Raw genomic sequence first — 23403 nt, forward strand, 5'->3', positions numbered from 1 at the left:
TGGTTTATTCTCTTGGTCTCGTAGGATACGAGAGTCTAACAAGATTTTATCGAGGAACTCCTGAGAAAACACTTGATTACTTTCTCACCGTTGTTAAACGCTTTCCATTCTGGGGAAGGGAAATTTCCCTTCCTTTTACCGGTGAGTGGACTGTCTGGCAGTCCTTTCACGGTAAGTGGACCCACAAGGGTGCGTGGCAGTATGCGGTTGATTTTGTAATTACAGATGAAGAAGGAAAAACTTTTTCAGGTGATGGAATTTTACTTTCCGATTATTATGCTTTTCAGAAGCCTGTTCTTTCTCCCGTGAGGGGAAGAGTCGTGAAAACAGTTACCAACCTTCCTGATAATCCGCCGGGAAAAGCTGATAGAGAGAATAATCTGGGTAATTTTGTTCAGATATTAGATGAAAGGGGATTTTATGTTGTTATAGGTCATATGAAAAAAGACTCTATAAAGGTTAAACCCGGTGATTGGGTTGAAAAGGGGACTGTTTTAGGACAGTGCGGAAATTCCGGTTATTCTCCTCAACCTCACATTCATATTCACGTTCAGCTTTTACCGGATATAGGTGCTCCTACTGTTCCATTTAGTTTTGCTCCTTTTATTAAGGATGGAAAAATATTTATTGACAACGGAGTTCCGAAAGAGAATGATAGGGTTAAACCTGTTTACCCGGATAAAGGATTACATGAGAAATTAAATATGCTTATAGATATGGTTTTCATGTTTGAGATTTTAGAAAATGGTGAGAAAAAGGGCAATTTTCAGGCAGTTGTTAAAATGGCACCTGATGGTACCTTTTATTTAACAGATGGGACAGCCAGGCTCTACTTCGGAATTAATAACGGTACTTTCTATTGTTACAGTTTCGAAGGCAGCAATAAATCCTATTTAAAGTATATTTTTCTATCTTCGCCCAAAATTCCTCTCTACCTTGAAAAAGAGTTAGTGTGGAAGGATTATCTGCCTATAGAGTTGGTTGAAAAAAGGTTTATTAAAGCTGTTTTTAGATTTTTGGCGTCTTTCAATCATAACCTTTATGAAGTTAAGGGGATATATAAAGCTGTTTCGCCTTTTTCTTTCAAGGGAAAGATTGAATTTCTCAATTTTCAAGTTGATACGGAAGCAACTATACACGATGTAGTAGGTTTTGATAGGATTTACGTTGGAATGAAAAAGAGGGAAGTTGTTTTAAGGAGAGTGGATGATGAAAAGATTTTTATTAATGCTTTTAACGGCAGTGACGGGGATACTGTTAGTATTGGCTGATGCCCGGGCGGACTATTCGGCCATCTATGGAACTTATATTGATTATAATGGTGGGAGTAAAATAGGGGGACCTTCCATAACAGGTTATTACAGTACGGGTAACTTAACAAAATCGTACTCTTTTGGTTTATCTTTCACATCCATAGAATATTCGGATAACTATACATCAACTTTAGCGTTTAAAAGATATGGTATTTCGAATGTGGGGATACGTTTTCTAAATCAGATAGATGTAACAGCACTCTATTCGGTTACAAATGAGCTGCTGAAAAACCATACTTTTTCTTTTGGTGTTCATTACATAGCTACTGATGATAATTTGACAAATAACGGTTTGATTTTTTATTTCGATGGAACATATTTTAAACCTTATAACTGGAATGCAGGCATTGAAACGGCTTTTTCTTATTATCCTGAAAGTCTAAATTTGCATGTTTTGCAGGTTGTACCCCACTTGGGTAAGTATTTTTATGCTTCAGAAGCCACTTTCTATGCTGGGACAAAACTTTACTATATTACTTTGAATAAATCTGATGAACTTGGTCTTAGTGGTAGCAATTTTCTCTCTGCAGAAGTTTTCCTTCACTACTATAAAGGGAAGTTTGATGCTGGAATTTCAGCCTGGAAGGGTGAGCAAGTTTTTGCAGTCAAAAACGGGGGATTTGTTGTTTATAACCTTGCAGAGAAATATAAACAGGGGATATCTGTTGAAGCCGGCTATTACTTTGCCAAGAATTACAGGTTAGGCGCGACGATTTCTTTGAATAAGTTTGATGATCTTGAAACGGGTAATGATGTAACTCAGACTGCGGTTACGATTTCACTTGGGTATAAATGGTAAAGGAGTAATGATTATGAAATATATATTTGGTCCTGTTTTCTCAAGAAGGTTGGGCATTTCCCTTGGTGTTGATCTTGTTCCTTTTAAGGTTTGCAGTATGGATTGTGTCTATTGTGAAGTGGGAAAGACAACCCTTAAAACTTTAGAAAGGAAAGAGTACATTCCTGTTGATAAAGTGATAGAAGAACTTAAACGTTTTCTTTCTAAGAATCCGCCTGTCGATTTTGTAACATTTAGCGGGTATGGAGAACCAACACTTAATTCTGGACTTGGAAAGGTTGTGGAATTTCTAAGAGCTGAATTTCCAGAAATTCCAATTGCTGTTCTTACAAACAGTTCTCTACTTTTTAGAGATGATGTTATTGAAGAGATAAAAGGTGTTAATGTTGTTCTTCCTTCCTTTGATGCAGCTTCTAATGATGTTTTCAAGAAGATTAACCGTCCCTTTACCGACTTAACGGTTGAGATTATAAAGAAGGGCATAAGGCGGTTAAGGAAAGAAACCGATGTTGATATCTGGTTAGAGACTCTTTTTGTTAGAGGGATAAATGATTCGCCGGAAGAGATAAGTGCCGTAGGTGAATTTGTTTTTGAGATAAGTCCAGAAAGGTGGCAGATAAATACTGTGGTCAGGCCTCCTGCCTATAACATAGAAGGGCTTTCACCAGAAGAGCTGGAAAGAATAAAAGAAATAGTGGGTTATCCTGCCACGGATGTAATAGGTAGGTCTTCTGCTAAAAGGAAAAAAATGCCTGTGGAGGATATTAAAGCAGAAATTCTGGAACTGATAAAGAGAAGGCCCTGTCCTGTCGAAGAAATTGCTGATGCTCTGGGACTTCTTGAGGAAGAAGTCAGGATTGCTGTGGATTCTTTAGTAAAGGAAGGAAAGGTTAAATATGTAATGTATGGAGAGAAGAAATATTTAAAAGCGGGAAGCTGAGGAGAATTTATGAGATATTTTTTTCTCTTGATGGGTTTTGTTCTTCTCCCCTTTACAGTGCATGCGGAGATTGAAGTTATTTCAAAAGTCCCGTTTCCGGAATATTTAAAGAAAGAATTCCAGCGGCAGGCAGCAGTGGTTTGTAGAGTGGATAACTGTTCTGAAACGGTGCCTAAAGTGCTGGATATTCTTGGATTTAAGGCTAAATGGCAGAATGGAAAAATAGTGGTGGAGAAAAATTTAAGAATAAAGAATGTAATTTTTGAAAACCTTCCTCCTGAACTTTTAAAAACTTCTAAAACCATAAAAAATTTCCTTATAGGTCAGAGGTTTTCCTCCTCTTTTGTCGAAAATGCCAGGTTGCTGCTGAGATTTAAACTTGAAGATATAGGATTCAAAGACGCCAGAGTAAATGTTGCTGTAAAGACATCTCCCGCTGGCTACATTGTTGTTTTCCACATTAAAAGTGGTCTTCCTCACCAGATAGAGAAACTGGATGTAATTTGTGATAATTTTCGCATAAAAAAGTTTGTGGAATCCCGTTTAAAATCAATTATTGGGAAAAGATTACAGAGAAGTTATCTTTTTAACGAATTGAAGCGGATTGAGAATCACTTTGTATCTCTGGGATACTATAATTTTGAAATTAATACCCGTATAAAAATCTACGGTGAAGGTGGAAAAAGAAAAAGTGTTGAACTGATTATAAGAGTTAAACCGGGAAAGCAGTATAAAATTAAAATTTCAGGCAATTATCACATAGACTCAGAAAAAATATTAAAGGTTTTAACTTTTGCAAGGGACAGAGCTTTTGATGAATTTGAGCTGGAGCAGAGCAGAGAAAAAATAGTCAGTGTTTATAAAAACAGCGGCTTTCCTTACGTTAAAATTTCGGTTTTTACAAAAAATATTTCAAAAGATAAAGTTCTGGTTGTATTTCATATAACTGAAGGTCCTTATGTAAAAATAGAAAATGTAAAAATTAAAATTCTGGGAACTGTAAATAAAAAGGTTTCCAGTGGTATAGATGACATTATCTGTAAAATAAAAGGCAAACCATATTCTGAAAGTAAAATAGCAGAAATAAAAAATTCTATTTCGTATCTTTTAAAAGAAAACGGCTATTTAAACGCTGAAGTTTCGGAAAGTTTCGGTGACTCAACGCTTAAGTTAGTTATAAATCCCGGCAGAGAGTTTCTTGTTGTAAGGTTGTTGAACCTTCCTATCAAATTGAATAGAAGGCTGCCCTTTCCATATTCTCCGGAGTTTGAAGAAAAGTTGAAATCAGGCATTTCCGATTACTATAGAGATATTGGTTATCTTGACGTAAGGGTTAGAATAGATAAGAAAGAAACGGTTAAAGGAAATCGGGTTCTTCTCTCTTTGCGTGTAAACACTGACAAAGGTCGGCGCTATTACGTAGGTTTTTCCCTGTTTGCAGGTTTAAGCAGAACGAATCTTTCGTCACTTGCTACTCTCAGAGTGGTAAGGCCTGCGAGTTTTTACAGCAGAAAAAGAATAATAGAGCAGTATTCTATTCTTTCTGACACCAGAATATTTTCCATGATTGAACTGAAAGAAGTTAAGTCAGTAAGGACGGTTAATCCCGTTTTTGTTTTAAAGGAAGCACCGGTTTTGACGGTTAAAGGTTTTCTTGGTTACAGTTCGGATGCTGGCACCACTGTCAAGGGGACGGTAAGGAGCAGTTCACCTTTTGGTAAAGCATTTTCCATGTTTCTTTCTGGTGAATATAGGTCCACGGAAGGTTCTAATGTTTTTCTCAGAATTGGAAAGTCTGGTTTCTTTTCACCGAGGAACAGGGCGTATCTAAGCCTAATTCGTAAAACAGAGATTTTTGAGAGTTTTGATGTTGAACGTTATATAACGAGGTTTGAGATCAACAGAAAGCAGGGAAGGTCGCTGAAGCAAAATTATGGTGTGGAAGTTTCTAAGGAAATTGTAAACGATGTTACATCGGGAAAGACAAAGTTCTATAAAAGAACACTTTTTATTACCACCGATTATGATAGGAGAGACAGCTTTACGAATCCTGAGAGGGGATACAGATTTTATTTGAAACTTTCATATACTGGTGGCTTTTTAGGTGGTGATGCGGATTATTTTCTCTCAGAGTTAAAAATTCTGAAGCTGAAGCGTTTAAGAAGAAATCTCATTTTTGCTTTCAGGAGCGGTGCAGGTTATATAAGACCATTTTCAAAGGGTGTGCCTTTGCAGGACAGGTTTTATCTTGGTGGTGCAGAGAGCATTAGAGGTTATAAGTACGGAACAATTTCACCGGTGGATTCGCTGGGTAACTATGTTGGCGGTGATTTCTATTCTCTGGCAAGCTTTGAGTTAAGATATACTTTTTTTAAAGAGTTTCAGGTGGCACTCTTCTGTGATACCGGTGATGTTTTTCCCAGTGTTTCGGATTTTACTTTTAAGGACTGGTATTCTTCCATAGGGGCTGGTTTTAGGTACCTTACGCCTGTAGGACCTCTCAGGGTAGATTATGGATACAAATTAAAGCCTATTGAGGGACAGGGAAGAGGAAGATTCCATATCTCTTTTGGTTTTCCTTTTTAGGAGAGGGAAATATGAAACGGAAAGTTTCGAGAAACGTTATTCTTTTAGGCTTGGTTAGTCTGCTTAACGATATGAGTAGTGAAATGATAGCACCTATAATTCCCGGTTATCTTATAGATGTCTTAAAGCTGAGAGAAATAACAAGTGGAGTTGTTGTCGGCCTTATAGAGAGTCTTAGTTCGATATTGAAGGTTCTTTTTGGCTATTTGAGTGATAAGTTTCAGAATAGAAAACTTTTTGTTGGAATCGGATACAGTATTTCTACATTTTCAAAAGCCATGCTCGGATTTACTAAAAGTTGGTTTGATTTTCTGGTTTTTAAAATTTTAGACAGGGTTGGGAAGGGAATAAGAACGGCACCTCGTGATACGTTGATTGCAGAATCTACCGGTAGTAACGGTAGTGGTAAAGCTTTTGGTTTTCATCGTATGATGGATACCTTTGGTGCGGTACTTGGCCCTCTGATTGCCCTCGGTATTCTTGCGTTTCTGAAGACTGGAGGTGCCTCTTCTTACAGAACAGTTTTCTTCCTCTCTGCCGTTCCGGGTACTTTTGCAGTTATGATTATTGTTCTTTTCGTAAAAGATACGGGAAGAAAAGTAAAGAAAAAAATTGAGAGACTTGTTTCTGTTGAAAAACGGGAAATAAAATACTTTCTCGCAGTTGTGGCCGTGGGTGCTTTAGGAAGATACAGTTACGCTTTCGTTCTGTGGAAAGCCAGGAGTCTCGGGTATTCTACAATAGATAACCTGCTTTTTTACGCCCTTTTTAACCTTGTGTATGCTATTTTTTCTTATCCAGCAGGTGTTCTTGCTGACATTTTCGGGAAGAAAAAGTTAATTCTGACAGGTTTTCTCATTGGAGCGGGAGCTTCTGTTACTTTTTATGCGGCTAAAAGTATTGTTGGACTTGTTGTTGCTTTTATACTCTATGGGATTTATGTTGCAATAGACGACACGGTTCCCGTTTCTTTCATGGCAGATGTTGCCGGTGAAAAGAAAAAGGGAACGGTTATAGGTACCTATCATACTGTTTTTGGTGTTTTTGTCCTTCCCGCTTCTGTAATTGCCGGCTTTCTGTGGCAGAATTATACTATAGATGTAGCTTTCCTGTTTGCAGCATGCATGAGTTTCCTTGCTTTTTTGATGTTACTTGGTTTTAGAACCACTTCTTGTAGTTAATTTCAAATTTAAAGATTCTGTCACCGGTTGCCTGTGGATTTATAGAGTAGCTGAATCCCAGATTCAGGTTATCTTTCCCGACGAGCATGCCTCCTATACCGCCTCCTGTTGAGACTCCCCATCCGTAAACGGTATTGTAGCCCGTACTTATATTAAAGAACGGCCGCCACACTCTTACATAATTGTATTTGTTTTCGTAGCCGAACTCAAAACCAATTCCCACTTCCATGGAGCTTTCGGGGAGGGCATCTGCTGGCGGATAGTAAGTCATTTCATCAACAGCAGTGTTTGTATGGTTTTTTTCGTTGTAGAATGTTTTTAGTACATATGTTTTAAAAGTAAAATCTGGATAGCCTGCCCTTAATTTGTAAAGTATTTCTTCGTAGAGATTTGTGCCGCTTCCCAGATTTTTTCTGTCAGAAGAAAAATACTTGTTCCACTCTATGTTTGATGTTAAAGTTAAAGAGTTCATGACGGGATAAGATATGTAAATGCCGGCAGTGCTTTTATATCCTGCAGACATTAGATATACAGATTCATCAGCGGTTGTCGCTGATGAACCTTCTACTTTTACCTCAGTTCTGTGATTTAAAAGTGTTCTGTAAGTTAAAGTCAATCCGACATTTGTGCTTTTGTTTTTAATTATGTTAAAGCTTAATTTTGCACTCCCTGTTGAAAACAATTTTTCAACGTAAAGGTCTGTAGCATATCTGTTAAATAACTTTCTGTATTCGCTTTTGTTTAGAAACTTTGTGTTTGACTGATGAATGCCTGCATATACTCCGTTTCCTTTTTTTCCATATTTGAAGAAAAAGTCTGTTCTGATATCGTAAAGGTCTGAGCGGTCTTCCAGTGTTTCCGATATTACCCCGTAATTTCTGTATTGTGTATTTAAATCTCTAAGTTGTTTATATAGTTCTTCATCGTACGGATTATGTGTTAGTTTAATAAAAGCGGTGTTGAGAGCTTTTCCCGGTTTTCCTTCAAGAGTTAAAGCGGTTACTCTATCCCTTATGGGCAGTACGGGGCCGTAGTTTGAAGTTAACTTCATCATCTTGTACCGGTCGTCTTCGTAAAGTGCCAGGTTTAACTGAAGCCACTTTGAGACATCCTCTCTGTGTCTTGTTACGAGATAATCCACTTTTTCCGTTTGTCCTGATTTTAATAAGAATGAATAGTAAAGTTCTTTATACACTTTTGGCGGGAGGAACTTTTGTGATGCTTGAAGTTCTCTTTCAAACTTCCAGAGTGGTTCGTAGTACATGGCAACGCGCAGATAAGAAACCAGTTCATCCGGATTCTTAAACATTCCTTGTTTTTCTATAATCTTTTTCATTTTTTTGAAAAGGTTGAATCTTATAGCTCTGGCTTCTTCGGGCTTGCCGTATAGTTCAAGAATATCAGCTTTTGTTAAAAGCATGGAAAAGTCTGAGGGTGGAATCTTTACCGACTTTATAAGTTTAAGTGCTTCTTTACCGTTCTGAAGGTACAGGTAAGCTGCTATGAACGGATAGGGATTTAGAACGGCATACTTTTTATAATTAAAAAGGGCTTTTTCCAGATCTTTTATATCCTGGTTATCCATTAAAAAGTAAATGTACTGTTCTATGAGCTCTGTGTTTTTTCGGTTTTTAAGCTCTATCTTCATTAATGATTTTGCTTTTTTTACTTTTCCAATATTTGATAAGGCGAGAACATAAACAGATAAAGGATAATTTTCTGATAACAATCTTCTTTTTTCCGCTTCCGGAAGGGAATCGATCGTGCTTATAATAAGTTTCCATCTTTTCAGTTTACTTGCCAGGCTCAGAAAATCTATCATAAAGTCCTCTATTCCTGTTGCTTTGTAGCCTTCAAGTGCATATTTCATGGCTTTTTCAGGATTTACTGAAGCGTAAAAGAGAATTATCCGTGAATAATCAAAGTCTTTCCCCTTCCCTGTATTAACCAGAGTTTCTGACGCTCTTGCGGCGGTTTCATAGTCTCCCAGTGCCCATGCAAGGTTTCCCATTAACTGCCAGTAGTCTGTAAGGCTTTCAGGGACGGAGTCGGCATTGTTTTTTAAAACTTGCAGGGCTTTGTCAAACTTCCTGTCCGAAATAAAAATTTTTGCTTCTATCAATGCATCGTTATACGTATATTTCTTCAGAATTTTAAGTTTTTCAAGTTCTTTTAAAGCTTTTTGTTTCTCTCCATAAAACCAGTAGATAAAAGCCGCTTCTCTTATTAGTTGAGGATTGTTGCCGTAAACTTTCTCTGCAAGTTCTATTCCTTTATCAATGTTCCCCATTTTTCTGAAAAAGGCAATTAAATCTTTATAGAACAAAACTTTGTGTCCTTTTTTGATTTCTTCCTCTATTAACTTTTGTGCGGTTTCTTCATCTCCCAGCACCAGAGCTAAAGAATATGTTCTGTGGAATACTTTTTCTTCATTGAAACTGAAATATAATTTCTTGTAGGCCTGCAGCGCTACCGGCTGGTTATCAAGCCAGAGGGAAATTTTGGCAAGCCACTCCCACCAGAATTTGTGTTCTGGAAAAAGAACAGTTCCTCTTCTGGCAACCTCAAAAGCCTTTTTCAGGTTGTTGTTGCCTAAAAATATACGGAGAGAAGTTTTCAGGATTTCTTCTCTGTTATTGAGATTTGCAGTAACTGTTTTATACAACTTCTTCTCTATTTTTCTCGGTGATGTTGGAGCGAAAAAGAAATTTTTAATGCCCAGTAGGGAAAGTTTTTTGGAAAACTTTTTCAGGTCTTTAATGGATTTAGATAGCCCTATTCTTACAGTATAAAGTCCTCTGTCAGTTCTATATATAAACGCGTCTCTTTTTATACTTTCAGGAAGGTTGTTGAGATATCTGGCAGCCTTTTTATACGACTGGAAGGTTCCCAGCTGGACAGAATAGTACAGTGTATTTTTCTTTTTTTCTCCGGTAAAACCTTTCACTTTATTGGCATCTGTTGGAACTATAAAAGCACCGGAAATTCCAAATTTTTCAAGAAGGTTCTTTTCCTGCTTTAGTTTTCTTACCGTTTCAGCCACATCAAATCTAACGGTTACCTTTCCTGAATCTGTTATATAAATAAATGACTTTTTTTTAAGGCTTGTCGGGAGATTTTCAAGAAATTTTTCCGCCTGAGAGCGGCTTCTGAAAGTTCCGAGTTGCCATGAATAGGCTATGCTTCCGGCAAAAGCTACTGAAGGAAGCAAGAGACAACATGTGTACAGCCAGATTTCCTTTATTCTTCTCACCTTTTTCCCCCGTAAATTCTTACAGCTTTGTCGGCAAGTTGAAGAGATAGGTTTCGGTCGTTGAGTGCCATAGAAGTTTTTAGTAGAAAGAGTGCCATTTCAGGGTCATTTAGATAGTGCATCCCGTACTTTATTATGAGATGTTTTACCAGTTCTTTTTTCCCTGCCCATAATGCTATTTCCACCGTTTTTTTAAAGTAATATTTTTCTTTTGTTGCCTTAAATGCTTCGTAAGCATACTTGAATGCGCTGTTGTAGTCTTTTACTGCAAGAGCCATGTTGATCAAATTGTTTACATCTTTTCTGGAGAAATTGCCACTTTTAAGAAGTTGTTCTCCGTAGAAATATCCTCTATCAAAGTCGCCTGCTGCTACAGAAAGACGGAATGCTCTTCTTAGAAATTCCAATTTTTTTCTTCCGGTAGAATGGTTTATTAAAAAGTTTAGATGTTTAAATGCTTCGTCGTAATTTTTAAGTATAACGGCAAGTTTAAGTGCCTTTTTATGCCAGTTTACAGAATCTTTACCCATATTTGTCAGCTTATCTGCTGCAAGATACGCTATATCTGCGAAGCCAAATTTTAAGGATTCGGTATAGATATTCTTTACTGTTTCAGGGTCAAAGTTTGTTAAAGCTAAATATTTAAGGGTTTTCTTGATTTGCTTTTTAATTGCGTTTTTTTCGTTCGGCGCTGCCTGAGAGTACTTTTCCTCGAGAATTGCAAGTTTTATTTTCAGTAGTTCTCTTCTGGAAACCGGAATGCTTCCCATTTTCTCCAGTTCTTTTAAAAACTTCTCTGCCTCTTTAATATTTCCACTTTTTATGTCATTTTTTATGAGCACCATAATAAGCTTGGGATCTTTTTTAATTCTAAGGAGGCTTTCTATGTATACCCTTGAAAGTCCAAAGTTTAAATTTTCTTTTCCACTTAGTATGGTTTCCGTGATCTCTCCTCCTGGAAATAGGAAAGCCGCCAGCACTATAAATAAAAGAACAAAAACAAGTATTTCCGCATTTGAAAATACCCTAATTTTTGCAAGTTGCTTCAATGCTTGCAGTTTTTTCTTTGAATCGAAATCTGATAAAACTTCCTTTTTTGAAAATTTCGGGATTCCCGGAAGATTTAACATGACATCCTTCCTCTCTTATGGTAATTTCAAGTGGGACGTATCCTTTAAGAGAAATTTTATACCTTCTATTTTCTTTCTCAAAATTTGTTATTATTCCATTTGATTCTACAAGAATAAAAGGATTATTGTCAGTTCTGGAAAGCTTCAGCTCATAATTTCCAGAATTATCAAGGCTTATGTAGAGACTGTTGTTAATTTTTCTGTAGCCAACGACGCCTTTGGATTTATCGATATCAGGATAACCTTCTGATAGCGGGATTCTAATTGTTCTTAAACTCCCCGCATTTTTAAAAATCCATTTATTTTTTTGCCTAGCTATGGCACTTCCCCTGAATTCCATCACTTTTTGAGCGTAATCTGACAAATATTCTGGAATAGGTTTCTGGGAAAGAGCCCATTTATATACCTTTTCAAGTGCTTTAAGCGAAGCTATTTTCTGTCCTGAATACCAGTGATAGTAGAGGCTTATGGGCTTCAGCCTCCGCGGTTTTTCTGTTAGTTTAAATGTTTGAATTACTCTTACGTAGCCACCAAAGTTTTTCCATAGATTTGTGTAGATGTTCTCATTTTGGATAGGTGCATAGATTTGAAAATACTTTCCTTTGTTTATGCCCATAGGGGAAATAAGATAAAGAAATGGCGAATTGAAAGTAGCACTTGTATCTCCTCCATTTACATTGTAAACTCTGGCTTTGTAAGTTAATTCAATGGCTTTTTTGGGAGGCACGCAATCTCCGGTCCACAGGAAAACTTTTACCTTTTTGTTCTCAGGTGTTAAATATTTATTTATGTAATTTATTGACCAGATGATTTCTTTTTTGAGTGAAGGTTTATATCCTGGGATTGGAAGGTTGTGGCCGTATTCAGGATTTTTCTCTTCGGGGGGTAGTCCCTCAGACATCCTCAATGTGTCGTACCAGTTGAAAGGATGAGAGTAGGAGTGACTTGCTGGCTCAACATTTTCAAGAGAAAAAATGCTTCTGGCAATGTTTTTAAGTCTATCTGATAGTTCTGGATAAAGGTCGGTTATTACTCCTACTATAACGGAAGCCGTTGTGGGAACCCTGTATTTTTTAATAATTTTGTCTCTTAAAACTTCTCCTGAAAATCTAAACGGAGGAAAGTCTGCCTTTCCCTCAAAGCCGTCTCCATCTATGTGAACCGTCATTATTCTTCTTCCATTTTCGGTAGTCACATCGTAAGCCGGCAGATACCCGAAAACTTTCCGGAACAGTGAAAATGGATTTAAGACCCATAAAGTCATGTCCTGCATTGTTTTTATCAGGATGTCCTGATTTGCGTATCCTCCCCAGTTCATTAGAGCAACAGGAACGAAAATCTGCCCAATGCTGTTTCTGTATTCCACAACGGATGTTCCGTTAAACGGTTTTATCAGTATATCTGCAGGTTCGGGTTTACCTTTTATTTCAAATCCAAAATCTCCAGGGAATTTAAGCAATTTTAATCCTGCAGTTACCGGGGCCTTGTTTTCAAAAGCTTCAATGCCCAGTCTTTTTAAAAATCGGTAGTCAAAGAGGTTGTAAGGGTCCACGAGAAAAACTTTTTTCCCTGCATGAATTTCTTTTAATAGCCAGTTTTCAAATTTTTTCCTATTTTTTGGTTTAATCCCGTTCATCAACCATACAAGAATACCTCTGTAAGAGTCATCAAGTTCCGGAAGCTTCTCAGGATGGTATTTAAAAAGAACCGGTGTATATCCAAGCCATTCAAGAGGGAGCTGTGCCATTTGATGGGCAGGATTGTTGTCCACCGTTTCATCGTAAATGATGGCGATCTTTCTCGGTATGAACTGATAAACACCCGTACCTATATGCTTGAGATTTTTGTCCGTAACCCAGGGGATAAATCCCATGTTTTCTATTTGTTCAGCATCCTGTGCTGCGATTGTTTTGTTGTCGGTGTAGTCAATTACTATTACCGGAATCCCCGAGTTTTTAATTTCTGTCAGTTTTTTGAGCAGCCACCGTGTATCACTTTCCGGCATTTTGATGTAGTTGTGATTTTTGTCAAGGCCAAAGAACAGAGACTCTGCTACAACGCCATTTATGTAGTTTTTAACTTTTGGGAATATTTCAAATGGCCTGTTTAAGAGAATGATCTTTTCAGGATATAGTTTTCTTATTTTTCGGATAAATTCCGCTTCGGCTTCCTCGTAGCTTTTCCATTCTTTTTCAAGAAGCGCCAGCTGATAAGAGTCGAGCGTATCGAACATAAAACCACTGTAATTTCCTGAAAGTGCTTGTATCTTCTTAAGAATGATTTTCTGACACATTTGTTTTCTTATATCAACCACGTTGCTTTTCCATGTTCTGTTCTTTCCTATGATACATGTTCGGGGCATTGAGCTTATGCTATCTTCTCCGAGGCTAAAGTAAGCTATAAGCTTTCCGTGTTTTTTCATGTAGTATCTCTCTTTTTGAAACTGCATGTTAAAAGTTGAAGGATCAACGACTATCCAATCGTAAAGGTAGAGAATCTCCTCGGGAGGATTCGAATAAATAACAGCCACGGAAGGTTTTTCTCTTCCGTAAGCAACGTTCCATATTAAAAGACTAAATAAGCATAAAAGTCCTGTAATGAATCTCATTCAGGAACCTCCTGAGCAAAAAGATACCTACAAGAAAACTTATAATCAGTGACAGAAAAAATCCGTAACCGTAGAAAAAAGGTCCTATTGCTATACTCAGTTCTGATAGTAAAAAGTTGAAGACGGCGAAGGTAAGCGTTGTGTAAAGTGCATATATCTTGAGGTCAAAGTAAAAAAGTACAGATAGAATGGCCATTACGACAAGTTGTAAGTATGTTCCGAGGAGAAGAACGTTAAACAGGGGTAAATACAGTAGAGAAAGGTGGAAGAACCTGAAAATAACTATTTCCATCAAAAAAATGAGAATTACAGCGATTGCCTGGATTCTAAAAACTTCCTGAATAAGTGTTCTGACAGCAACGACAAGTTCGTGACCAAGTTCATATATTCTGTCTAAAGTTTCTCCTTCTCTTACAGCAGAATAATATCTGTCGTAGTGTTCAGCAAATTCACTCTCCAGCTTAAGAAAAAATATACCCATTCCTGGAGCTATTGCCAGGTAGGCAAGGAATATAGGGACGTCGTAAACTATGGATGCTCTGAACGGTCCGATTACGGATTCTCCTGTTATGTTTGAAAGCCAGAATACGAACTTATCTGCCCAGATTGCCGTATTGTAGAAAAGTCCCACAAATGCCAGAGATATGTGAATTCTGTGTCTGTTAAGAAAGTCAAATTCTATGAGTTTTTTTGAGGAATAGTGTTTGAAGATATAGCTCAGTAACATGAGGAAAGTGAGAGCTATACCGCAGAAGTAAGAAAGCATTAAACCGCTGAGTCCAAATTTTCCGAAAAGAGGAGCAGTTATTATCATCAGTCCGAAGCCTAAAACGAAAGAGAGAAGTATATATTTGTAGCTTTTAAACGATGTGAGTAAAGTGTTTATTATCCAGAAACCTGTCATAAGTGTTAGGGATAGGACAAACAGGACAACAAACCATGGCATTCGGTAGTAAATTTCTTTTAAAGATGTAAGAAGAGTGAAGGAAACGGCAAACAGAAAGCCGATTAGCATGTTTAGTAGAAGAGCTCCCATGAAATTAGGGAGAATCCTTTCTTCTTCCTTTTCAAAAAGTCGGTCTGCGACGTACCTTGTAAACAACAGTTGAAAGGCGCCAGAAAGTATAAGGCTGAAAGCAGTAATGTATGTTATAACTATCTGATACTGCCTTACTATTTCGTGTTCGGCCGTTGTTCTTTCTGCTACAATTCCTGCCACTATTATACTAATAATTGATATTATCCATGGGCCGGCACTCAGAGAAGTTGAATACGTAAATGCGAGAAAAAGTGATGTCAGCCTATTTTCTTTCAGAATTTTTTTCAGTTCAAACGCTATGCCTGCCATGAATGAAGCTCCTGTAAAGTTTGCGATAGTTATTTAAAAACATCTGATAATCGTAAAATCTCTCTACCCTCTCTATGCCGGATTTCTGGTACTTTTTCCACAGGATTTTATTGTTTAAAAGCTCCACATACGCGTCTGCCAGTTCCCCGGGGTTAGCAACATGGCAGACCTCTCCCGCTTTTCCTATCTTTAAATCTTCACTGTTTAGTCCGCCGTATATTAACTGTTTGCAGGAGCCAACATTGGTCGTTACGCAGGGCACGCCTGCAGCAAACGATTCAAGAACCACAAGAGGCATTCCTTCACTTATCGATGTGAGTGTTGTAAGCCCTATTCTGGGAAAGATGTTTTTAAGGTCTTGAAATCCAAGAAATTTAATGCTGTTTTCAAGGTTAAGGGCGTTAACAAGTTTTAAACATTCCTCATAGTAATCAGGGTCTTCGTCAGTGGGACCCACAACCCATCCCTGTGCTTCGGGCATTTTGTTAACAACTATTCTCATTGCTTTTATGAAGGTTTTTATGTCCTTTATAGGGACCACTCTTCCAATCAGACCGATTACCGGAGGCGGGTTTTGGGGTCGGGTTTTGCGTGCTTTCAGAAAGTTTTTTACCTTGACACCGTTAGGGATAACTTCTGTTTTTTCTTCCGGAGCTCCAAGGGCAATCTGAAGCTTTCTGGCATCCTCGAAAAGTGAAATAATAACATCAGCCGAATCGTAGCAGAAAGCCCCTATTCCCCGGAAAAAGCTTATCCACATTTTCTTCAGATGGTCTATTTCTCCAACTTCTTTCTGAAAGAAAAATCCTCTGTCGGAAATCCAATCGGCATTAACTATGTCTATTTTTCTTTCTCTGGTATATATTCCGTGTTCTGTCAATATAAAAGGAAGTTCTTTTTCGCTTTTTGCCATTGCAGAAAGGAAACCTGCATATCCGGTAGATGGACTGTGGATAATTTTAGCTTCAGGTATATTTTCCATAATTGAAGCCACGCGCCATACTGGGTCATGGATGTTCCTTACTGTCCAGAAATAATCAATAAAGGGTACATCTCCTGCAAGTTCAAAGTAACTGTCTGCTATAAAATTCCATGCCTCTCTGCTGTAAAGAAACTCTTCTTCTGTTACCTCTTTTATGTAAAATTTCTGGCTTTTCCAGGTTTCAGGAAGCTCTTTCTCTCCGCTTCTTCTCAACCATTTGTGGAGTTCTTTAACCTTTTCCATTTTTTCGGAATCAGAATTAAGTATTCTCGGAGGAGGTTTTTCTTTATCACTGAATATAAAGTTTGCCGAGAGGTAGGTAAGGTTTTCCGGAAGTTTGTACTTTATATCACCGTAGTCTTCTTTTCTGCTTCCCAGGAAGATTACTCCAAAGTTAAATTCAGTTAGGCCTGTTATCAAACTGTGAATCCAGGAACTCACTCCGCCTTTTACATAGGGATAGGTTCCTTCCGCAACTATAAGTATGTCAGTTTCTCTATTTTTGTCTACTATTATCATTTCTTACCTGTCCAGAAAAGCTTCATAAAGTAAATTTCGGGGTGTAGAGGTGATTCAAGTATAGAAAAAAGCTCTTCAACCTTTTTGTAGTCCTTTTCGTAAAAAGCTATCTCTGCAAGGTAAGGAACAACTTTCATTTTCATTAGTTTGTCTCCCTGACTGAAAGCTGATGAGAGGAACTTTTTTGCCTTCTCTCTTTCCTTTAGTTTTAAATAAATTTTCCCTGCAAGGAGTTCTATTTCCGGTGTCGTATAAAGTTTAAGGGAATGCTGAATATGGTTGAGAGCTTCTTTTATAATAAACGGCATTAATTCTTTATCCGCAACACGCAGGTACACCATATCCCAGTATAAAGATGCAAGTTCAAAGTGAATCATTGCCTTTTCTCTGTCGTTCTCTGTCTTTTGCAGTTTTCCTTTCAGAAAAGATATTTTGTCGTCAATCTCTTTTTCAAGTTTTGAAAGGATAGCAAAAGCGTAAAGCCGGATTTCATCGTTATCTGAAAATAAAGCTGTTTTAGCAGCTTCTACTGTTTGGGGGTTTATAAAATTTCCCATAATTAATAATGCGTGTTCATTGTTTACTCTTTTGCTTTTTATAAGCTGAGTAAGGGCTGCTTCTCCAAGTTTTCTGCTTTTTACTTTTATTTTTTCCAGTGTAATGTCTCTTATCGGTAACTTTTTTGCTTTAATGGTGGTTTCCTTCTTAAAGCGTGCTACTATCACAAAAATTACTATTGAAAACAGACATCCGGCAACGGGAATAAGCAGATTAAACATGAGTACAGTTAAAATGTTGCGGAGGTTTCTCTTGAAGTTTCGGGGCATTAAAATTACGGTTATGATGGTTGCAATTACCGATATTATGATGTGCATAAAAAGCAGGTGTCGGGGAGAAAAAGTCAGCATTCCTTTTCCTCCCGGGTTCGGTCTGTCTCTTCCTTCAGGCTTTTGTATATTTCTCTATCAACTTTAATGAATTTTTCAGTAATTTTATTTTTAATTTCACTTCCAAAACGTCTCTTAAGCTCGTTTGAAATTCTGTTTGAAAAACCTTCAGCTGAGGAAAGGGAAGAAAGAGGTAGTAAGATGTAAACCATATAGCAGTTATTTACTTTATGATAAACCAAAAAATCAACTCCCCTGATTTTGTTCTGAATAAATTGAATTATGTCTTTAAGGTTTTCTGGAATTTTATACACAACCATGTAACTGTCTATTCCGAACTTTTCATAAAGAATTTTTACGGTCTGTACTTCAACTATAAAATCAACGGGGAGATATCTGAACTCATTTACAAGATCTTTTACCATTTCTGTTTTTTCCAGTTCTGCCATAAACCAGATTAGAGCCACGTTTATTGAAAGTATGTTGTCTGCATTAAGGTATCTGAATGGCAGGTCCTTAATTAGGAAGAATGCAATAATTTCGTCATCGTTAGAGATGTCAAATACCGGAACTACCGCGAGGTAATTTGATTGTGATGATGACGATGATAAAAATACCGTTCTTTCTTCTTCTATGGCTTCCCGTATTAGAGGATCATTCATGTCAAGTTTAACAGGTTCACCTATAGAAGCAGCTAATTTGAAATTCCCTTCGGGGGTTTTACAGTATAAGGTTCCCCTTCTTACAAAAAAAGCTTCACTTATAAGGTTCATTAAGTTTCCAAAGGCCTTTTCTCTGTTGTTTATTAGTTCCTTTTTAATTTTTTCAAGGACGGTTCTTATGCTTATTGGTTTTACAAGGTAGTGTTTTTCTAATTGATCGTGAGAAAGTTTGAGCAGTATAAAGTCATTTGTCTGCTTTCTCAGTTTTGATTTGAAGTAGGTGCTTTCTTCTTCAGACAATTCAATGCGTCTTTTCCAGTAAGAGAAAAATTCACCGGCTATAAGTACAAGCAACAGTGTCCAGAGAAGAAAGGAAAGAGGAAATTGAGGATATATGAACCTGAAAACGGGGACGGCTGCAACAAGGAAAACAAGACCGCCTGTAAGGCCGTAAAAAAGCGTTATTGTAAGCTCTAAAAGTACAAAGGGGTTTACTGTTGAGTGAATGAAAAGAGGGTCTTTGGGATTAAAATAGAAGCCAACGGCCGTAAGAATTATAAATAAAAGGACTGCTTCACCGACAACAAATTTAATAGCAATATCTTTCTTTGCCATTAATTAAAACTCTCCATTTAAAAGTTCCTGGTAAAGAACACCTATTGATTTGTGTCCCCATGAGGTTCCAGAAACAGTCAGTGTTGAAGTTACATTTTCCGTTTTAAGGTTTTCAACATAAATTGTTACGCTGACGGCAGGTTCCCCATCTATTCCCGTTTTGTAGCGCCACTCGTTAACGTATCCTCCTATGGCGCAGGTGTATCCGCTTGTTTTAAGCTGTTGTTCCAGTTTTTTTATTTCTGTCGAGTTAAGATCTTCTTCTTTTAAGTCAAATGCTTTTGAAACTTTGTAACCCTTTGCTTTTAAAACACCAAAAGTAATTGAGGCGGCACTTTCACCGGCTAAAGGTGTTTCTGAGTAGTTTACAAAGGGCATGACTGCACAGGTGGTGTTTTTAGAGATAATAACGGGTGTTTTGTTTATCTCTGTCATGCATCCGGAAAGCATAAAAACAGCAAGCAGCCCCGCTAATGCAAGTTTTTTCATCTTTCCTCCTTAATATATTTAGTTGCCAATTTTTATTTATGGGTAGAATTATACTGAAAATTTTCAAATTTGCAATTAAATATCGCTAACGAATGGTTTTATTTGTTAAATAGGATTTAATCTCTTATAAGTCTTGTTTTTGATGGTAAAGCATGCTTTTTAAAAGAGAAGATTACCTGTATTTTTACCGATTATTTTAAGACCTTTTTCGGTTATTTTTCTTCCTCTGCTTGTTCTAACTATCAGTCCTAATTTAATGAGATAGGGTTCATGTATGTTTTCAAGCGTTTCTTTATCTTCATTTAGAGCAAGAGCAAGACTGTTAAGCCCTACAGGACCACCTTTGAATGTTTCAGCTATGGTTTTTAAAATCCTTCTATCCATTCTGTCAAGTCCATTTTTATCTATTCCAAGTTCTCTCAATATTATACGTATCTTTTCAATATCTATTACAGGCCATTCGTTAACAACAGAGAAATCTCTTACCCTTTTTAACATTTGATTTAATATCCTTGGCGTTCCTCTTGCACATTTTGAAAGCTCGTGAAGAGCCTCATCTGTTAGATAAATGCCTAATTTTTCAGCGTTTTTTCTTCCTATCACTGCAAGTTCCTTCTCGGTATAAAGTTCAAGTCTGCATATTAATCCAAACCGGGAACGCAGCGGTGCTGTTAGAAGGTTAAGCCGTGTCGTGGCACCGATTAGTGTAAATTTTGGTAGCATTATACTAAAACTTCTTGCTTTTAAACCTCCTCCTGATACAATATCAATTCTAAAATCTTCCATCGCTGAGTATAGTGTCTCTTCGATTTGTCTTGTGAGTCTGTGTATTTCATCTATAAAAAGTATGTCACCCTCCTGGAGAGAATTTATCAATGCTACGAGATCCCCTTTTTTTTCTATCATTGGTGCCGAAACCACTTTTATCTCTTTTGTCATTTCTCTTGCAATTATTGTTGCGAGGGTTGTTTTTCCTGTTCCGGGAGGACCGTAAAATAGTATGTGATCAAGTGTGGAGTTCCTCTTTTTTGCCGACTCAAGAGCTATACGTAGTAGCTTTTTAACCTTTTCCTGACCGGTAAACTCTTCTAATGATAAAGGCCTTAGCGGAGATCTATCCTCCAAATTTTCCTCCAGAGAGGAGTAAGGTTAGTTTTTTGACTGCCTCTTCAAAGGTTAAGTTTTCTGTATCTATTTTTGATAGAATTTTAACGATTTCTCTTCTTGAATAGCCTAAGTTTTCAAGGACTTCTATTAATTCTCTTTCTTTTTTGTTTTCTTTTGTTTTGAGTTTTGAGGCAAGTTCAAATATGAGTCTTTCCGACAATTTTTTTCCAAGTCCCGGGACGGTTGAAAGCGTTTTGATGTCTTTCGTTTCCACAATTTTGGTAAGTTCCTGCTTTGAAAAGTGAGAAAGGATGTTAAGGGCTGTGCGGGAACCTATTTTAGGTATTCGTGTTAAGAGTTCGAAAAGTTTCCTCTCTTCTTCACTTTCAAATCCGTAAATAGCAGGGGTGCCTTCTGGTGGGAATATTACTTTTGTAAAGAAAAATGCCTCTTCGCCAACCACTATTCTACTTAAGGTGGATAGGGGGACAAAGACTTTAATGCCAATGCCCCCACATTCTATAGATATACCGTCGGAGTATTTGAAGGCAACTTTCCCTTTTACAAAATCTAACATTCTTCTTCCAGTTTGAAGAATTTTTTGACTTTTGTCTCGTTCGGTGAAAGAATGACACCTCTTTCTGTAATTATTCCTGTTATATTTTCGTGGGGTGTAACGTCAAAGGCAGGGTTTTTCACCTTCGCATGTTCTGGCGCTATTCTGCAGTCACCACAGTGGCAGTAAAGCACCTCTTCAGGAGGTCTATCCTCTATGGGAATTTCACTTCCTGTTTTTATAGAAAAGTCAAATGTTGAAGAGGGTGCTGCAACATAAAAGGGAATTCCATGTTCTTTTGCAAGTACAGATAGCGTGTATGTTCCTATCTTGTTTGCAGTGTCACCGTTAAGGGCTATTCTGTCAGCACCAACTATTATGCAGGTTATTTCGTCGTTTGCTATGAACCATCCTGCCATGTTGTCCGTTATTAGATAGTAGGGTATTCCTTCTTGCTGAAGCTCCCACGCTGTCAGTCTTGCTCCCTGAAGGTAAGGTCTTGTTTCGTCAACATATACGAGAATGTCTTTTTCCATTTCATACGCCGCTTTTATTACACCAAGGGCTGTCCCATATCCAGCAGTTGCGAGAGCACCTGTATTGCAGTGGGTGAGTATGGTTTCTTTGTTTCCTAATAGTTCTGCACCGTACATTCCTATCTTTCTATTTCTGTCTATGTCCTGGGTTTCTATATTTTTCGCTTCCGTTTCAAGGGCAAGAAGGATATCATTAATATTCTGGCCGGCGTCTATGATACTTTTCATTCTTTTGAGTGCCCAGAACAGGTTAACTGCGGTAGGCCTCGTCGTTGCTAATCTGTTGATTACAAGTTCTGCCAACATCTTGAATTCATTTACATCCTTTGCTTTTTGTGAAAGTTCTTTTGCACCTAAAGTAACACCGTAAGCAGCCGTAACGCCTATCGCAGGTGCTCCTCTTACTACCATATCCTCTATAGCTTTTGCTACATCTTCGTAAGTTTTACACGTTATCCATTCTTCCATATGAGGTAATTTCCTCTGGTCAAGGAGCAAAAGAGCATCACCTTCCCACTTTAAGGGTCTTATGTCTTTTATTTTTCTCATTCCCTTTCCTCCTTTTTCACTACAAGTACCGGGCATTTGGCTTTTCTAATTACAGCTTTAGTGGTGCTTCCAATTTCAAGAATTCTTTCAAGAAGTCCCTTTCCGTGATATCCAATTACTATAAGGTTACAGTTCTTTTCTTCAGCCGTTTTTACGATTTCCTCTTTTGGGTCGCCTACGGTCATAATCGTTTCGACCTTAAATCCTGCCCTTTCAAATTCGTGCTTTAATTGCTGGAGCTTTTCCTGGTGCCTGTCTAATATCGCTTTTTCAATTTCCGGAATGTGGGCGTATATGGCAGCAACGTCAAGTGCAAATGGATCGTCAAACTGTGGTAGGCTAAACTCCATAGGATGAATTACGTGAAAGATAATAACCTTTTCGGCGTTTGCTTCTTTCAATTTTAGCACGTACTTTTTTGCCACTTCTGCAAGGTCTGAAAAGTCTGTTGGATAAAGAATTGTTTTAAATACTGACATCCCTCTCCTCCTTTTTGGTGATTTCCCACAATTTTTCCATCTCTTCAATGCTCATTTCAGAAAGAGATTTTCCCTCTTTCTCAGCCAGCTCTTCCATTTTAGAAAACCTTTTTACAAATTTTTCGTTTGTTCTGTGAAGAGCAACTGCTGGATTGACCTGGAGAAACCTTGACAAATTAACAATTGCAAAAAGTAAGTCTCCTATTTCCTCTTCTATGTGCTCTTTGTTTCCTTTTGTTATTGCTCCTTCAACTTCTCTTAGTTCTTCCTTTATTTTTTTGATTACATCTTCTGCCTTTTCCCAGTCAAATCCAACTTTTGCTGCTCTTTTTTGAAGTTTCAAAGCTCTTTCGAGGGATGGTAATGATCTTGGTATTCCATCCAGCATAGATTTGCGGTTTTTACCTTCAGCTTTTTTAAATTCATCCCAAGCTTTAAGAACGTCCTGAGCGTCTTTGATATCTTTTCTGTTACCGAATACGTGAGGATGTCGGAATATTAGCTTGCGACATATTTCATCCACAACATCGTCAATGGAAAATCTGTTTTCTTCTTTTGCAATTTGGGAATGGAAAACAACCTGTAACAGAATGTCGCCAAGTTCCTCTTTCATGTTTTCGTAATCTTTTTCTTTGACGGCGTCAATGTATTCATAAGTTTCTTCAAGAAGATACGGCAAAAGGGTTTCGTATGTTTGTTTTCTGTCCCAGGGACAGCCGTTTTTTGAGCGGAGTGTTTCCATGATTTTCACAAGGTCTTCAAATTTGTACATCTATCGCCTCCAGTTCGTAAGTTAATTATACCAGTGAAAAGTTGTAGAATTTAACTGAAACAAAATTTACTCAGGAGGAGGTTATGCCAAAG

Annotated in this window: 18 protein-coding genes; 5 read left to right on the forward strand and 13 right to left on the reverse strand. The window is 37.6% G+C overall.

Translation table 11 applies throughout. The features are described 5' to 3' along the window. From MV676_RS00480 to MV676_RS00500, 5 genes are all read left to right on the forward strand, one after another. On the forward strand, nucleotides 1-1271 hold a 1271-nt coding region (locus tag MV676_RS00480; protein ID WP_297444283.1), incomplete at its 5' end, for a M23 family metallopeptidase. Further along, nucleotides 1210-2112, forward strand: coding sequence for a hypothetical protein (locus MV676_RS00485; protein WP_297444285.1), 903 nt, complete (start codon nucleotides 1210-1212; stop codon nucleotides 2110-2112). The genes MV676_RS00480 and MV676_RS00485, both read left to right, overlap by 62 nt. A 13-nt stretch (nucleotides 2113-2125) precedes the next feature. Next, the gene (locus MV676_RS00490; RefSeq protein ID WP_297444287.1) at nucleotides 2126-3052 is read left to right on the forward strand and encodes a radical SAM protein; all 927 of its coding nucleotides are present in this window, start codon (nucleotides 2126-2128) and stop codon (nucleotides 3050-3052) included. 9 nt (nucleotides 3053-3061) lie between these two features. Continuing rightward, nucleotides 3062-5638 (forward strand): BamA/TamA family outer membrane protein, encoded by a 2577-nt coding sequence (locus MV676_RS00495; RefSeq protein ID WP_297444288.1) that lies wholly within the window; start codon nucleotides 3062-3064, stop codon nucleotides 5636-5638. Between the two features lie 11 nt (nucleotides 5639-5649). Further along, on the forward strand, nucleotides 5650-6819 hold the full coding sequence (locus MV676_RS00500; protein ID WP_297444291.1) for an MFS transporter: 1170 nt from the start codon (nucleotides 5650-5652) through the stop codon (nucleotides 6817-6819). Here the strand turns inward: MV676_RS00500 and MV676_RS00505 are convergent. The 13 genes from MV676_RS00505 to mazG all read right to left on the reverse strand — a co-directional run bounded on the left by MV676_RS00505 (nucleotide 6797) and on the right by mazG (nucleotide 23311). Beyond that, nucleotides 6797-10072 (reverse strand): tetratricopeptide repeat protein, encoded by a 3276-nt coding sequence (locus MV676_RS00505; protein WP_297444293.1) that lies wholly within the window; start codon nucleotides 10070-10072, stop codon nucleotides 6797-6799. The two genes, MV676_RS00500 and MV676_RS00505, sit on opposite strands and share 23 nt — an antisense overlap. Beyond that, complete coding sequence (locus tag MV676_RS00510; RefSeq protein ID WP_022846534.1) at nucleotides 10069-11202, reverse strand: tetratricopeptide repeat protein; 1134 nt, start codon at nucleotides 11200-11202, stop codon at nucleotides 10069-10071. Before MV676_RS00510 ends, MV676_RS00505 begins: the two co-directional genes overlap by 4 nt. Then, a complete protein-coding gene (locus MV676_RS00515) occupies nucleotides 11099-13810 on the reverse strand; it encodes an endo alpha-1,4 polygalactosaminidase (protein ID WP_297444297.1) in 2712 nt (903 codons plus the stop codon). Before MV676_RS00515 ends, MV676_RS00510 begins: the two co-directional genes overlap by 104 nt. Continuing rightward, nucleotides 13776-15158 carry an exopolysaccharide Pel transporter PelG gene (pelG, locus tag MV676_RS00520; protein WP_297444299.1) on the reverse strand — a complete coding sequence of 461 codons (1383 nt, stop codon included), beginning with the start codon at nucleotides 15156-15158 and terminating at the stop codon, nucleotides 13776-13778. The genes MV676_RS00515 and pelG overlap by 35 nt, the downstream gene beginning before the upstream one ends. Continuing rightward, the gene (gene pelF, locus MV676_RS00525; RefSeq protein WP_297444300.1) at nucleotides 15139-16659 is read right to left on the reverse strand and encodes a GT4 family glycosyltransferase PelF; all 1521 of its coding nucleotides are present in this window, start codon (nucleotides 16657-16659) and stop codon (nucleotides 15139-15141) included. Before pelF ends, pelG begins: the two co-directional genes overlap by 20 nt. Further along, nucleotides 16656-17567, reverse strand: coding sequence for a hypothetical protein (locus tag MV676_RS00530; protein ID WP_297444302.1), 912 nt, complete (start codon nucleotides 17565-17567; stop codon nucleotides 16656-16658). The genes pelF and MV676_RS00530 overlap by 4 nt, the downstream gene beginning before the upstream one ends. Continuing rightward, nucleotides 17561-18823 carry a PelD GGDEF domain-containing protein gene (locus tag MV676_RS00535; protein WP_297444304.1) on the reverse strand — a complete coding sequence of 421 codons (1263 nt, stop codon included), beginning with the start codon at nucleotides 18821-18823 and terminating at the stop codon, nucleotides 17561-17563. The genes MV676_RS00530 and MV676_RS00535 overlap by 7 nt, the downstream gene beginning before the upstream one ends. 3 nt (nucleotides 18824-18826) lie before the next feature. Then, complete coding sequence (locus tag MV676_RS00540) at nucleotides 18827-19312, reverse strand: hypothetical protein (protein WP_297444307.1); 486 nt, start codon at nucleotides 19310-19312, stop codon at nucleotides 18827-18829. 159 nt (nucleotides 19313-19471) lie between these two features. After that, entirely contained in the window at nucleotides 19472-20437 is a 966-nt protein-coding gene (ruvB, locus tag MV676_RS00545; protein WP_297444309.1) for a Holliday junction branch migration DNA helicase RuvB, read from the reverse strand. Next, nucleotides 20427-20996 carry a Holliday junction branch migration protein RuvA gene (ruvA, locus tag MV676_RS00550; protein WP_022846542.1) on the reverse strand — a complete coding sequence of 190 codons (570 nt, stop codon included), beginning with the start codon at nucleotides 20994-20996 and terminating at the stop codon, nucleotides 20427-20429. Before ruvA ends, ruvB begins: the two co-directional genes overlap by 11 nt. Beyond that, nucleotides 20990-22060, reverse strand: coding sequence for an S-methyl-5-thioribose-1-phosphate isomerase (mtnA, locus tag MV676_RS00555; RefSeq protein WP_297444312.1), 1071 nt, complete (start codon nucleotides 22058-22060; stop codon nucleotides 20990-20992). Before mtnA ends, ruvA begins: the two co-directional genes overlap by 7 nt. Further along, complete coding sequence (locus tag MV676_RS00560; RefSeq protein ID WP_022846544.1) at nucleotides 22057-22539, reverse strand: universal stress protein; 483 nt, start codon at nucleotides 22537-22539, stop codon at nucleotides 22057-22059. The genes mtnA and MV676_RS00560 overlap by 4 nt, the downstream gene beginning before the upstream one ends. Next, nucleotides 22526-23311, reverse strand: coding sequence for a nucleoside triphosphate pyrophosphohydrolase (gene mazG / locus MV676_RS00565; protein ID WP_022846545.1), 786 nt, complete (start codon nucleotides 23309-23311; stop codon nucleotides 22526-22528). Before mazG ends, MV676_RS00560 begins: the two co-directional genes overlap by 14 nt. Between the last annotated feature and the right edge of the window lie 92 nt (nucleotides 23312-23403).

It is taken from the genome of Desulfurobacterium sp. (genome assembly GCF_027028515.1).
In the GTDB taxonomy this organism is placed as follows: Bacteria; Aquificota; Aquificia; order Desulfurobacteriales; family Desulfurobacteriaceae; genus Desulfurobacterium_A.